At 60.0% G+C, this 13,242-nt stretch carries 11 protein-coding genes and 1 pseudogene; 4 read left to right on the top strand and 8 right to left on the bottom strand.

The annotated features are described in order from the left end of the window. Positions 1-144 precede the first annotated feature (144 nt). The 8 genes and pseudogenes from C9424_RS00055 to C9424_RS00025 form a co-directional block, all read right to left on the bottom strand. Positions 145-594: a DUF5615 family PIN-like protein gene (locus C9424_RS00055; protein ID WP_116764958.1), complete on the bottom strand. Its 450-nt coding sequence runs from the start codon at positions 592-594 to the stop codon at positions 145-147. Continuing rightward, the gene (locus C9424_RS00050) at positions 591-1,025 is read right to left on the bottom strand and encodes a DUF433 domain-containing protein (RefSeq protein ID WP_237563217.1); all 435 of its coding nucleotides are present in this window, start codon (positions 1,023-1,025) and stop codon (positions 591-593) included. The genes C9424_RS00055 and C9424_RS00050 overlap by 4 nt, the downstream gene beginning before the upstream one ends. Positions 1,026-1,043: 18 nt before the next feature. Continuing rightward, a pseudogene (locus tag C9424_RS22175) lies at positions 1,044-1,202 on the bottom strand (MerR family transcriptional regulator); the annotation flags it as partial. Between the two features lie 404 nt (positions 1,203-1,606). Then, a complete protein-coding gene (locus C9424_RS00045; protein ID WP_116764956.1) occupies positions 1,607-2,638 on the bottom strand; it encodes a DUF4192 domain-containing protein in 1,032 nt (343 codons plus the stop codon). 331 nt (positions 2,639-2,969) lie between these two features. Continuing rightward, positions 2,970-3,974, bottom strand: coding sequence for a hypothetical protein (locus tag C9424_RS00040; protein WP_116764955.1), 1,005 nt, complete (start codon positions 3,972-3,974; stop codon positions 2,970-2,972). Next, on the bottom strand, positions 3,974-4,459 hold the full coding sequence (locus tag C9424_RS00035) for a hypothetical protein (protein ID WP_116764954.1): 486 nt from the start codon (positions 4,457-4,459) through the stop codon (positions 3,974-3,976). Before C9424_RS00035 ends, C9424_RS00040 begins: the two co-directional genes overlap by 1 nt. After that, positions 4,446-5,339, bottom strand: a complete 894-nt coding sequence (locus C9424_RS00030) for an oxygenase MpaB family protein (protein ID WP_116764953.1) — start codon at positions 5,337-5,339, stop codon at positions 4,446-4,448. The genes C9424_RS00035 and C9424_RS00030 overlap by 14 nt, the downstream gene beginning before the upstream one ends. A 123-nt stretch (positions 5,340-5,462) precedes the next feature. After that, entirely contained in the window at positions 5,463-5,975 is a 513-nt protein-coding gene (locus C9424_RS00025) for an SRPBCC family protein (RefSeq protein WP_116764952.1), read from the bottom strand. A 248-nt stretch (positions 5,976-6,223) separates the two neighbouring features. Here C9424_RS00025 and C9424_RS00020 point away from each other — a divergent pair, with 248 nt between their 5' ends. From C9424_RS00020 to C9424_RS00005, 4 genes are all read left to right on the top strand, one after another. Then, the gene (locus tag C9424_RS00020) at positions 6,224-7,177 is read left to right on the top strand and encodes an ABC-three component system protein (RefSeq protein ID WP_133247454.1); all 954 of its coding nucleotides are present in this window, start codon (positions 6,224-6,226) and stop codon (positions 7,175-7,177) included. Further along, positions 7,174-7,431 (top strand): ABC-three component system middle component 6, encoded by a 258-nt coding sequence (locus C9424_RS22170; RefSeq protein ID WP_116764950.1) that lies wholly within the window; start codon positions 7,174-7,176, stop codon positions 7,429-7,431. The genes C9424_RS00020 and C9424_RS22170 overlap by 4 nt, the downstream gene beginning before the upstream one ends. A 130-nt stretch (positions 7,432-7,561) precedes the next feature. After that, on the top strand, positions 7,562-9,178 hold the full coding sequence (locus tag C9424_RS00010; RefSeq protein WP_116764949.1) for an ABC-three component system protein: 1,617 nt from the start codon (positions 7,562-7,564) through the stop codon (positions 9,176-9,178). A gap of 1,381 nt (positions 9,179-10,559) precedes the next feature. Continuing rightward, the coding region (locus C9424_RS00005) for a galactose oxidase-like domain-containing protein (RefSeq protein ID WP_116764948.1) at positions 10,560-13,242 on the top strand (2,683 nt) is incomplete at its 3' end.

Below are 13,242 nucleotides of genomic sequence, written 5' to 3'. Positions count from 1 at the left end.
GAGTCCGTGCTCACGGCAACGACCTTGGATGCCAGAGGTGTGAAGCCGTGGGCGGACCTCGGGAAGGTGCGCGTTCGATCGTCAGGTGTGTTGTGGCGTGCTCTTAGCCTCGGTGCCGTTTTCGGCTGCGGGCCGAAGGGGGCTTCAGTGAAGCCGGATAGGCTTCGGCTTCCAGATCTGAGTATCTATTTCGAAAGCCGTAAAGTGCTGCTGAGCCTGCCTGCCCGCATGATGGAACTTAAAGCATCGGGGCTCGTCGCCCCAATTCTGCAGGGCAAGTACGAGGCCTGACATCAGGGTGCCCGTCAACATGGCAATCCAGGGAAGGCCGCCAATCCCGTGGACGGTCTTGTAACCCATCCAGTGGATGCCATTGTCGTAGAGTGCGCGGAGTTCACCGGACCGCGCGAGCTGGTTCTTATCCTGCGTGATTATCCCGTGAAAGCCCTGCTCGGCGATTTCGGGGAAAAGCTTTTCGTCGGGTGCACCGCGGATTCCGAGATCGGTGGTGGACAGGAACTCATGGTCCTTGTAGACGTGTGACAAGGTATCGACCGTGCGGGGGGAGATGTTCTCGTCCAGGAAGAACTTCAAGCCACGCTCCTGATCATCCGATCGAGTTCCACTGCATCTTTGGCAGCCTCGGCGCTCACCGTCGGATAGTAGTACTCCACGTCTTCAACGCGAATCGTTACGCCGTCCACAAGGTTGCATATGATGTCGTAGCCGATCCTCGTATCCTCAATCGTCGGCCAGCCGCCAAGGCGCTCCCGGTCAATCTCGATATGGGGCCGCGGCCGTCGGAAGTCGACGACGGATCGGTTCTGCATGTTTGTATAGGGTTCGAAAATCTCCGTCAGGGAAAACAGCATCAGTTGCCCAGGAGTCCGTGACAGGTCAATCGTGTCCCCTTCAGGGGTTTGGAACACGATGCCACGGCCATGCAGGCCGAATTTGTACTCGGAGGGATGACCCGTGAAATCAAGGTTCCGCAGGCTTTCGAAGGCCTTGCCGATCTGTTGCATTGAGGTTCTGGACCGGAGGTAGGCAATGGTCCGGAGCGCTACGAGGTCCCTCCATGAATAGATGGGCGGGTTGCCGCTATTTACCTCTGGAATAAGAATGCCGCGTTCACGCCAAAGCCGGAGTTGTGCAGTTGATGCACCTGAAAGGAACGCAGCAAGGTCTGCTGGATACGCCATTGAAGTTGTTCACCCCCTCGAACAACTCCAATAGTACAGGCTAGATAGCGCCAGCAAGTTGCGTGCTCCGCGGCACTAGCAGAAGTTCTTGCCAGCAATTTTAGGCACTGCCAGAGCGGTAATCTTTTCCGGCTGCGCCGCACACACGAGTTTTTGGCAACTCAATCCGTGCTGTGTATTCCTGTTGAGTTGCCATCCAAACAGGAAATATGGCACTAGCCAACAGGGCGACTAGAGATGATTGCCACAGAAGAGAACGACCAGTCTGTTCTGGCCGGGGACTACAACATCGGTCTGCTCGGTCCGGAGGGCTCGCTGATCCGACAATGGGTTGGCTCCCGCGGAAAGCGTCCTAGACGGAGCACGGTCTGGCCCCGACACCTTTCGCAATGGACAGGCTGAGTTCAAGAGGCTCCCAGCCCATGGCCTCGGTATGCCGTTCCCTTGTCCATGTTCCAGCCAGCGACCATGCCGGAGCCGATCATCATTTCGCTGAGTTTGGCCAGGCGGAAGCCGGGGTCGGCGTCGAGGGCGAGTTCCAGGTACTGGTGGGCCTTACTCCCTTTGCCTTCCCACCAGTTGATGAAGGCGATGGCTGTGAGGATGGGGGCCGAGTGTTTGGTGCCGCTGTGCGTGTAGGCATGCACCAGCAGCTGTTGTGCCCATTCGACGCGGGACCATTGCGGTGTGCCGTGTGTTTGGGCGAGGAGGATGCGTTCCATGGGCTCATCGACCCCCGGGATGTCGGCCATGAGTTGGTCGCGGATCGCGGGCACCTGGAGGCCGGCGATGAGGCTGATCGTCTGGTCATCGCTTGGGTATGCATTCGCTGTCAGCATGCCATTCCACAGTGTCCTGGATTGCTGGAGGGCATCTCGGAGGTCCAGGCACTGAAGTTCCTGTACCTGAGTCTCCACGGCCTTCATGCTCTGGGTGTCCTTGGTGGAGGTCGGCAAGGTTATGCGGTTGCTGGGGTCGATGGTGCTGCCGCGGTACACGAACTCGGCGTTGATCGTGCTGGACTGCGTGGCACTCAACGGAAGCGACACGCGATCTTTAGGATCGCCGTCGTACTCAGACACGGTGTCGTCGCCGACGAGCAGACCGTCACGGATGATCAACCCACGTTCGGCGAGGGCACCAGTCAATGCGGCGATGGTCGCAGCGTGGGGCTTTGCGTGGTCGGCGTCATGAGGCTCGGTGGTGTAAACGGCGAACAGCACGCTGGCGGCGTTGGTGTCGTGGGCCAGGTATCCGGCGACAGTTTGTGCGTAGCTGCGTTCTGTTCCGTGCCTGGGCAGGTCCACGCGCAGGGTTGCGCCGACGTGGTTGTCGGCGAGGGTAATGCAGACCAGGCTTTCGCGCGGCCAGAATCCCAGGGTGTGGCCGATGAAACTGAGGACGTCGGCGGGGGTTTTGATGGTGAGCGGTTCCATGTTCCTTCTCCTTCAGCGACTGGCCGGCACCGGGCGTGTCTGTCAGCTTTCGGCGTCGTTCTGATAGCGGAGTCACCGCTGGGTATGAGGGGCCGGAGAGCAACTTGGGGAACCGGGAGCGGTCCGGAATTTCGCGAGGAAATAAGCGACGGAGGAGCGCCGAACGAAATTTCAGATTGCGATCGGCGCATCGCGCCCTGGTTGCGCGGAGGACCCGCCCAGTGATGATGGGGAATCAGAATGACAAACAGTGAAGATGCTTCTGGTCATTCATGGATGGGACGTGGCGTCGCGGCATGACGACTGGGAGTTCCTTTGGTCTGCGCGGAAGTTACCGTGTTCGCTGGCCGCCGGATCGCGTTTCCAAGGCCAGCTCGGCGCGTTCGACGACGGAACGTTCGTGAGCGTCGAGGTGCCCGGCGGCTTCGGGGCTGGCCATTTCGCAGTCGCGTATTTCAACGAGCCGTCGGTGAAGCTGTGTTGCGGCGTGCCGGCTGAAGAATGTGAGACTGCTGGTGCGTCGGTTCCGGAGGATCAGGTGGTGCTGGCTGGAGGCTACGCGGTTCCAGATGGGCCCGATTTCCAGCAGTAATAGCCGTGCACGGATTCCGAACGCGGCACGTTGGAGATGTCCTGTTAGGCGGGGAAGGAGCAGTCCCAAGCTGACGAGGAGGACAGCGACCGTTTCGCCTGCCCAGTAGAGGATGTTGAGGGCCGCGGCAACCGCGCTGGCCGGCCCGTCGGCTTTGATCACGGCCCCATAGAGGAGTCGGTTGAGCAGCACCAGGGCGAAGAGGATGCAGCCGAGGGCGATGAGGATGAACGCTGAGCGAAAGGCCGGCGTCTGCATGCGGGGAACATTGCTGTGGCAAACACGTGCGATATCGAGGCAGATCCACATGATGAACGCCGACCCGCTCCAGAGGAATACGGCCATTCCGGGTTGATCACCATATGTCAGGGGAAGGTTGGGATCGGCGACCTCGACCCGGCTGGTCAGGAATCCTGCCGTCACCGTGGCGCAGGCACATCCCGCAGCCCATCGGCCAAAGGTGAGGTTCCGGCGTCGCACTTCAATGTCCGCGACGGCGGCCAGCAAGATCGCCGTGCGGAACTGCCAAAATCCCAGGAGCAGGAACAACAGGATGATCAGCCCGACGCGGTTCTGGCCGCCGAGCACGGGATCCACGCCGTAGTAGAAGACCGGGATGTACAGCGTGCAGGCGACAGCGGCGAGGATGGTTGCCCGGAAGACGCTGCCGCGGTTTGGATCGAGAGCGGCGGGAAGCCGGAGGATGGTCAGGGCCCACAGGGTGGCTGCGGGGATGAATTCCATCAGCCGAACACTTTGCGGAAAGCCAAGGGCTCGGGCATTGTGCCCGCGTCGCTGTTGATGATGCGCGTTGCCAGTTGGTCGGCGAGGGTTTCGGCCGTGAGTTCGGCGTTGTCAGAGTAGCTGCTGCGGGCAAGGGTGCGGAGGACGCGTTCACCGTCGAGGTCAGGTAGGAGACTGCTCCATTGGGTGCTGCCCCCGTTCTCGAGGTCGTGGCCAAGGATCATGTGGCTGAATTCGTGGAGGATGATCTGCTGCCGGTGCCAGCCTGATCTGGCGGGCGCATGGAGAACGATGTCCCGGTCCGCGCAGACCAGCCAGACCCCGCACAGCTCCGTTCCTGACAGGTCGGGAACTTCCGCGACGGTGATCGTTCGCCCGCGTTGACGTTCCAGTTTTGCGTGGATGAAAGGGAGCGTGGCGTCGCGGGGCAGTTTGAAGCCGTGCTCCGCTTTGCGCGCTATTTTCCGGGCGTCACGGTAGTTCATGGCCGGTTCGAGCGGAGAAAGGTGGAACGTTGACCGGGCCGATCTGGTCCAGGGTGTAGCCATGGGGGTAGAGGCTTGAGCCCGCGGCGCCTGGTGTGAAGTGCGGCCGCCGCTTCAGCGGCCGACGGCGGTGGATGGCATTGCGGACGGCCAACCCTGACTTGAGGATGTTCTGGGCAATCCGGGTGGAGCGGGGGAGGCCGAGCGCTTGGGTGAGGCGGTCGTCGTCGAGCATGGTGCTGATGAGCTGTTTCGCCAGGGGGCGCAGCGGAGTTGGCAGACGACTTTGGAAAACCTGGACCGTGGTGTCCATCAGGTGCTGACCCTGGTTCGATGGTGCGACATGGGCGGCCTCGTAGGTGTCGAAGAAATCCTCAGCCTCTGCATAGCTGGCGGGCATTGCCGTGATGTTCATCCGGGCACCCAGTTCCATGAAGAATCTTGAGGCAGCGGCGAGCTCTGTTGCTGTGGGTTGGCGCCAGGAGTGCTTCTGGGTCCAGCGGATCGGGACGACTAGCAGAGTGAGGAGGACGTAGAGGAAGTCATCTTTGCTGCCGGGGACGTTGCGATGAACGCGGTTTAGCAGTGCAACCATTTCCTTGCCACGGGGGCTGTCCAGACCGTTGGCGATGAGCTCGTAGATGACGATGGCGGTGTCGTAGGAGCGCTTCATAGGCCGCTGCTGGATTTCGGCGTTCGTGTGGAGCGTCGCGGCGATGTTGCGGATGGCGAAGTTGCGATAGTACGAGAGGAAGAAGCCGAGCTCCATGTCCGCGGCGAGATCGAAGAGCGCCATCTGGCGGAACGTGGCCTCCCAGTCTTCGGGGGAGGCTTCTTTCTGGTGTTGGAGGCTCGCGGCGAGCGTGGAGTGGATGTCCATGGTGCCCCCTTCGCCCTGTCTGAAAGTCTGCGCTCAAGACTCGGGCTCCAGCTCCCCAGCTTGGCTGACCACTTCCATCGTAGAACTGTTGCTTTGCCGTGGCTAGTTAATAAGTAGACGGGTCTACATTGAGGAAGTTGGGGCTTGGCTTGGCAGAGCCTTGATGAGGCCCCTTTCGCCTTGGCGCATCATGAGGGAGTGGGCCGCGGTGAAGGCCGGGGCAGCGATCGGCGTCAGGAGATTCATCCAATGCTGGGTGGGACGGACCCGCCATTCGATGTCCATGCGCGTTGCCTCGCCTTGTGCTTCCGGCATGAGGATGACGCGGCCGGAGCCTTCGAGGTGGCCGCCGGCGTTGAAGTCGATTTCCCTCGGGGCGATCACCTCGGTTGGGCTGATGCTGATGGTTAGCGTGTAGCCGAGGGAAGCCTTGAAGTTGAGGTAGGCAGTGGTTGCCTTGAGGACGTCCTCTTGGGAGGTGCTCTTTGCTTTCGTGCGAACCAGCGGTGCGGCGAAGCTGCAGCGCGGCCACCAGTTGGGCCAGCTCATGTCGACGTCCGCGATAATCGCCCACACTTGCTCCGGGGTGGCGGGGAGGAACCAGGTGGAGTTGAGGTCGAAGAGGCGCGGGGTCATAGTTACATTCTTGCAGCGACTGGTTGATGAACTTCAATCCTTCCCGGGTTGGCTCGGTAGCGAAATGCATCACAGAGGCGCACCCGCCTTTGGTCCCCGCCGCTGCCCCGTGGGCAGAACGCTTGCGTCGACCATGCCAGCTTTTTGTTATGTGCCTGATGCTTCCGGTGGCCGCTCCAGCGGCTCTTCGATTTCTGTGCCGGGATACCGATAGGCTTGTCCGATCATGCTTAGTAAGGGGGGGTGGCGTGCTGCCGCAGACAGGGGCTACTTCTGCCTGGAGGGATTGGTATCGCTGCTGCCATGATGACCGCTTCGCTCAGTCGCAAGGAACGGTCTTTGAGAATTACGTGACAGAGGCTCTTAGCATCATTCATGGACCCGATTTCCTTAACCCAGTGCCCAAAGGGCAGCTCGGGGACTTTGGGTGCGACGGCATTACGGGGGACGGTGATATCGCCTACGCATGTTTCGGCTACTTGCCCAACCGCGCTTCCGAAAAAGATTTAGCGGTGAAGGTAACGGCCGATTTCACTCGCGCCAAGGAAATGTGGCCAACCTTTGGCAGTTGGCGTTTTGTCTCGAACGTCGGAATGGGTCCGTTGGCTACTCAAGCTGTAATCAGCATCAACCAGGAACATAAACATGGTTCCACTCGGGCCATTAGAGCTACGTCGTTCGACCGGGACAGGTTCTGGAATGAACTGCTGCTGCCCTTGACGGTTCCTGAGCTGGACAAGATATTTCCGGGAGTTCCCCACGCTCAGAATATTCAGTTGCAGGATTTGGTGCCACTGCTGGACAAGCTTGGGCAGGCTGATCTGCAGGGGACAGAAGACGCTCCAGCGGGTGCTGTGCCGCCGCAGAAAATGGAATTCAATAAAGTCTCGAGGCGCGTACAGTTGGAGTTCAGCAACGCCCGCGTGCACATGCCAGCTATACGCGAGTGGTTCGCAGGGCATAGTGATCCAACTTTGCGTGACGCTCAGGGCGTTAGATTTCGGGAAATCTACTTGGACGTTCGTAGAAGCGCAACGAACTCAAACGAAGTGGTCGAAAGGTTGTACATCAGCCTCGGTGGGCAGAACTTCCGACTGGACGATGATCTGGCCAACGCTGTATACGCGGTGACAGCTTTCTTCTTCGACGAATGCGACATATTTGAACTGCCCCCGAAGAATTGGACCATGGAGCAAAAATGATTCTTCCCACGAAGGGCATTAGTCCACAGCGCGCTCTGGTGACAGTGGGCAGCCAGGCCCTTGAAGCTCTTCGGCAGCCACGGTCCGTGAACTCGACTTTTGAGGCTACCAAACGGATTCGTATCGCACGTGGGTTCAGGGAGCCGATCAGTTTTGACTGGTTCTCCCTCTCCCTTGCAATGCTTTACTCCATAGGAGCCATCGAGCTCAACATTGATGGACTTCTCGTGAGGGTTACCCGTGCGGCTTATTAGACTAGGTTCGACCGACCGCCGTTTTCGGTCCGTTGATTTTCATGAGGGCTCTCGGCTAAATCTGCTGACAGCCTATAAAACGCGCGCCGCTGGTGTTGGGGACTCGCGCAATGGGACGGGCAAGACTGCTATGGCCCTGATTGTCCGGTACCTTCTTGGCGGTAGTAAGCCAACCAAGCTGGCAAAAGCCCCGGAACTCACCGGCCATGAATTCTTTGGTCTTTTCGAGATGCAAGGCCGCGATGGATCACCGGAACGCGTCACAGTACGACGAGCATTTGATTCAACCAAAGTGCGTGTAGAGGGGTGGTCCCGATCCTCTGACAAGCCGATGAGCGTCAATGAATGGTCGGCTTTGCTGTCTCTGCATGTTTTTCGCCTTCCCGAGGGCCTTGAGAGACCAACTGTCGGTCAGCTCGTGGGCCAGTTTGTGCGTACGGACTTCCTCCCCACGAAAGTCCATCCCACCGAGTCCGATTGGGAGTCCGGTTGCCGGTACGCCTTTCTCTTCGGTCTTGATGCAAGTATCGCCGCTGGGGCAGGCGAAGTCGCACGTCTCGACAAGCAGCAGAAGGCCTTGAATCAGGCCGCCAGGGACGGAGCGCTTGCAGACCTCAAACTCGACGTTGCCGGCCTCAGAGGTCGACTTGTCACTGCGCGTCGTGAACGGGACGAGTCTGCACTGGAACTTTCCAATTTCCGAGTTGAAGAGCGATATCAGGATCACCAGACGCGGGCCAATGCCCTCAGCGTTGAGATCCGCGACCTCAACGAGCAGGAATTGATACTGCAGCGCAAGCTCACAGACTTGGATCGTGCTCTTGATGAAGAAACGCAGCCGGAGGCCACCGAACGACTGAGTCGAGCCACACAGGCCGTATACAGCGAGGCCGGCATCGCCTTTTCTGAAGTCGTACTCAAGAGGTTCGACGATGTCCAGGCTTTTCACGAATCTGTTGTTCGTAACCGCAAACTCTTCCTGCAGAATGAGCGCAGCACAGCGTCCGAATCGCTGCTTTCCGTGCAGAGACGTCGGAGGGAACAGGACACCGAGCGATCGTCTTTGCTGGTCCTTCTTCAAGAGTCTGTGGCTGTGGGTACATATCTGGCGGCGCAAGGGTCGCTTGCACATCTGCAAGCTGAGATAGCGGGAATCGAGGACCGGCTCAAGATGGCCGAAAAGCTTGAGAACCTAGGTGAAGATCGTGACGCCAGAGCTGTTGAGAACAAACGTAGGATGCGCCTTGAAGTGGCCGAACAGGAAACACTTCTGGATGAGGCACGTGCCCTATTCGGCGACCTTGCAGCTGAAATATACGGTCATGGCACTGGAAGGACGAAACGAGCGAGCCTGGATCTTGGCGTATCCCCGAAGCAGGGCAACTTCCTGGTCAACCCCGAGATCGCGGCTGATGGAAGTGCAGGAATTTCCTCCGTTAAGACTTTCGTCATGGACATGGTCACCATGTGCATGGCAGCCAAGACAGGACATTCGCTCGGTTTCCTGATTCATGACAGCGCACTCTTTGATCCGGTGGATTCCGAACAGATAGCCAGCTGCCTTAACATCGGTGCGCGGCTGGCGGAAGAGCATGGGTTCCAGTACATAGTGACCATGAACTCGGACGCGCTGACGTCAGCTATTGCCGACTCGGATGGAGCCCTCGATGGGGGCCCCTATCTGCTGAATCTTCGCCTGAGCGACGCGAGCGATGAGCAAAAGCTTTTCGGCTTTGGATTCAACTGACTTGACGATGTCCGGAATCGTAAATGCTCTCTCTCGATGACCAGGGGTGACTAACTATGGTTATGCGATGTGAAAGTGATTGAAACCTCCTCACCTTCAGCTCTGGATTCCATCCCTTGTCGACTGTGCACGGGGCCATTTTGAGGGAGTCGGGCGTGGAGGGGTTCAACCGCTTGACTGGGATGTGGAGTTCAGCAATTTGCTGCAAGTTGTCGGGACCTTCCGAAACGCCGGTCCTGCAGTGCGCCAAGTTTCGCAAGGCCATTGGAAGCCTTGCGAAAGACTCCTGCGACAGGCGAGCTGCGTCCGCGTCCGCCACACTTTTACCCCACGGAAATGATGAAAAACGCTGATATGTCAGGGACAGTCAATCACGATGGAAATGCCTAGATCCAGCGCATTATCAACACAGTGCAAGCCCTTGGCAACCAATGAAATAGACTGTCCTCTGAGAAGAGGTCAGGAGTTCGAATCTCCTTAGCTCCACAGCCTGTAAGGGGCCCATGAGGCCGTTGGATAAGCATTTTCGTAATCCCCTGCCTCTAATCGTCGGCCTGGTCATCACAGCTGCAATCACGGAGCATCTCTCGTTAGTTGCCGACTTCGTAGAGCTACGACTGGCCCACTGCTCCGGACACGGTGACTCCCAAGTCATCCACTCAGACGTGATTTTTGACGATTATGCTCGCGCTGCCAGACTTCGGCCGGCCGGAGGCGCCTACGGGTACATCAGCAGCATTAACAGGTAGCCACCACTCGTGATGTCTCAGCGCCGGACCGGATACGATCGGTCCGCTGTGCCGGTGATTCCGGCCGGACGAATCCGGCGGCGGATCTCAATCACGCCACGGTCAGGGCTATGTTCCGAACGTTCACTGCGAGGGAACTCGAGGAAACCATGCGGCGGCACATTGGGCGTCTAGTCTCTATCGCTACTGCTGTCGCGCTCGGGTTCCTGCCTCTGCTGTCTCCGCCAGCCAACGCCGCGGGCGGTTTGGCGACAGACACCGTGGTCAGTACGCACCAGTCGGCGGCCTCTACGAACGTGGTTTCCCCAGCCTTCACCACCAGCCAAGGTGGGGAACTAGTGGTTGCATTCGTGACCACGGATGGACCCGCAACCTCTGGTTCCCAGCAATTCTCTTCCGTCACCGGTGGCGGGCTCACATGGCGCCTGCGCCAAAGGACCAACGTTCAGTACGGCACGGCCGAAGTCTGGCAAGCGGCGGCGGCCGGCATTCTTACCAACGCTACTGTGACAGCGACGCACTCAGGGTCATACCAGGCTTCCATAACGGTCGCCACCTTCACCGGCGCAGATACTGCAACTGACGGGGCGGTCCTGGGGGCCAATGGGGCAACCGGAGCGCCCACCGCCACAATGACTACAACCCGCACCGGTTCATGGGTCTGGGCTGTCGGCAACGACTGGTCAACAGCCACCACCCGCACCGTAGGAAGCGGCCAAACCAAAGTCGATGAGTTCCTTGCCAGCAGTGGCGACACATTCTGGACACAACGCCAGTCCGCCCCCGGGACAACGACTGCGCCGGCTTCCGTGACGATCAATGACACCGCACCCACCGTCGACAGGTGGAATCTGTCGCTGATCGAGATCCTGCCGGCGGGAGCGCCGGACACCACGCCTCCCACAGTGCCGACCGGTTTGACGGCCACCGCTACCTCGGCCAACAACGTCAATTTGTCCTGGACGGCCAGCACCGACAATGTTGGCGTTACCGGATACCGGGTATTCCGTGCCGGCAGCCAGATCGGCGCGCCCGCTACGACGAGCTTCATCGACACCACCGCCACTGCTTCGACCACTTACGTTTACACCGTGAAGGCTTTCGATGCAGCCGGCAACCTGTCGGCGGACTCGACCCCCGTCTCCATCACGACACCGGCCGCGGACACCATACCGCCCACGGTCAGTCTCGCAAGCCCGGCCAATGGTTCAACTGTCAGCGGCACGATAGCTGTGACTGCGACCGCCAGTGATGATCAGGGAGTCGCCGGTGTCCAGTTCAAGCTCGACGGGGCCAACTTATCGGCCGAGTCCACAGCGCCGCCGTACTCGGTGCAGTGGGACACTACTACCGTCGCCGGCGGAACCCATACGCTTACAGCCATTGCCCGGGACGCTGCCGGCAACACGGCGACTGCCACTGCTGTGACTGTTACCGTGAGTAACTCCGTCAACGACCCCGCGGTGGTCGGTTCCTGGGGACCAGTCCAGGCGTGGCCGGAGGTTTCCATCCATGCGGTCCTGACCAATACCGGGAAGGTCCTGACCTTTCAGGGTGACTTCACGCAGGGAGGCCAGCAGTATCTGTTGGACCCGGTCACGGGCAGCTATATCCAGGTGCCCAACGCTGCCGCTGACCTGTTCTGCGCCGGGCAGGCTGTACTTCCAGACGGCCGCATTCTGGTCGTCGGCGGAACGGCCACCAGCGGCGGACTGGGCATACGCAATGTCGACGCTTTCAGCCCCGTCACCGAGGCCTGGCAGGTGCTCGCGCCCATGCACTACCCGCGGTGGTACCCCACCGGCACCACCCTGGGCGACGGCCGGGTACTCGTGACCTCCGGGGCGAACACCGGCGCCACAGACCTCGTGCAGATTCCTGAGATCTATGACACCCAGCACAACACCTGGAGCGACCTGAGCACGGCCACCAAGAACATCCCCTACTACCCCTTCATGTACCAACTGCCCGACGGGCGGGTGCTACAGGCTGGTGCCTCTGAGCAGGCGACGTCCACGCTCGCTCTCAACGTGGCCACACAGCAGTGGAGCACCATCGACAGCCGCTTGATTGATGGCGCGTCCATCACCAACTACGCCCCCGGCAAATTCCTGAAGGCCGGATCGGCATCCGACAGTGGTTTTTCGGGCGCATCATCCAACTCTGCATTCACCCTTGATATGAACCTGCCCAACCCGACGTGGCAGCCAACCGCGTCAATGCAGTATCCCCGCAGCTTCGTCAACCTCACGACGCTGCCCGACGGCACCGTCCTGGCCACGGGAGGCGGCACCGACAAGTCCGGCTCCGACGCAAGCAAAGCCGTCAAGCCAGCCGAAATCTGGAGTCCTGCTACGGGCACGTGGACCACCGTGGCCGCATTGACAGCGCCACGCCTCTACCACTCAACTGCCCTGCTCCTGCCCGACGGCCGGGTCTTCGTCTCGGGCAGTGGCGGTGCCACCGGCGTACCCGACGAAACGAACTACCAGATCTACTCACCGCCATATCTGTTCAAAGGTGCCCGACCCACGATCAGTTCAGTTCCAGCCACCGTCCAATACAACGCCAGCGCCTTCGTTCAGACCCCCAACGCCACGAACGTACGGAGCGTATCCCTTATCCGCACTGGCTCGGTGACCCACTCCTTCGATCAAAACACCCGTGCGTTGTCACTGCCCTTTACTCAAACGTCCGGCGGGCTGAATGTTCAGATGCCGTCAAATGGCAACTATGCCCCGCCGGGCTATTACATGCTCTCCATAGTCGACAACAACGGTGTCCCTTCGGCGGCATCCATGGTCCGGTTCCCCGCTCCGTTCGAGGACACGACTGCTCCCACCGCACCCTCGAACCTGTCATCGGTCGGCGGTGTCGGGCAGGCGGCCCTGAGTTGGGCCGCCTCGACGGATGATGTCGGCGTCGCCAAATACGACATCTACCGCTCGGCCACGCCGGGCTTTACTCCCGGGCCCGCCAACCAAATCGCGCAAGTGAACGGGTCAACCACGACCTACCAGGACGGGGGTCCAGCTGCCGGCACCTACTATTACCAGGTGAAGGCAGAAGACGCCGCTTCGAATTTGAGCCCACCCTCAAATGAATCCCAAGCAGTGGTATCGGCTGACACGACGGCCCCTGCCGCTCCCGCAAATCTCTCCGCCGTGGCCGGTAGCGGCCAGATCTCCTTGGCCTGGAGTGCCAGCACCGACAACGTCGGCGTCACCCGCTACAACATCTCCCGCAACGGGGCAGCGATCGGTACCGCTACCGGCACGTCCTTCGTCGACGGATCGGTCGTCGCCGGCACGACCT

Origin of the sequence: Arthrobacter sp. H-02-3 (genome assembly GCF_003097355.1) — a bacterium.
Taxonomy (GTDB): domain Bacteria; phylum Actinomycetota; class Actinomycetes; order Actinomycetales; family Micrococcaceae; genus Arthrobacter; species Arthrobacter humicola.
This window is presented reverse-complemented; position numbering and strand designations above follow the sequence as displayed.

Coding starts and splice junctions, on each gene's coding strand:
- C9424_RS00035 (WP_116764954.1), bottom strand. CDS start 4,459: ATGAACTACCGTGACGCCCGGAAAATAGCGCGCAAAGCGGAGCACGGC.
- C9424_RS00030 (WP_116764953.1), bottom strand. CDS start 5,339: ATGGACATCCACTCCACGCTCGCCGCGAGCCTCCAACACCAGAAAGAA.
- C9424_RS00045 (WP_116764956.1), bottom strand. CDS start 2,638: ATGGAACCGCTCACCATCAAAACCCCCGCCGACGTCCTCAGTTTCATC.
- C9424_RS00040 (WP_116764955.1), bottom strand. CDS start 3,974: ATGGAATTCATCCCCGCAGCCACCCTGTGGGCCCTGACCATCCTCCGG.
- C9424_RS00050 (WP_237563217.1), bottom strand. CDS start 1,025: ATGCAACAGATCGGCAAGGCCTTCGAAAGCCTGCGGAACCTTGATTTC.
- C9424_RS00025 (WP_116764952.1), bottom strand. CDS start 5,975: ATGACCCCGCGCCTCTTCGACCTCAACTCCACCTGGTTCCTCCCCGCC.
- C9424_RS22170 (WP_116764950.1), top strand. CDS start 7,174: ATGATTCTTCCCACGAAGGGCATTAGTCCACAGCGCGCTCTGGTGACA.
- C9424_RS00010 (WP_116764949.1), top strand. CDS start 7,562: ATGGCCCTGATTGTCCGGTACCTTCTTGGCGGTAGTAAGCCAACCAAG.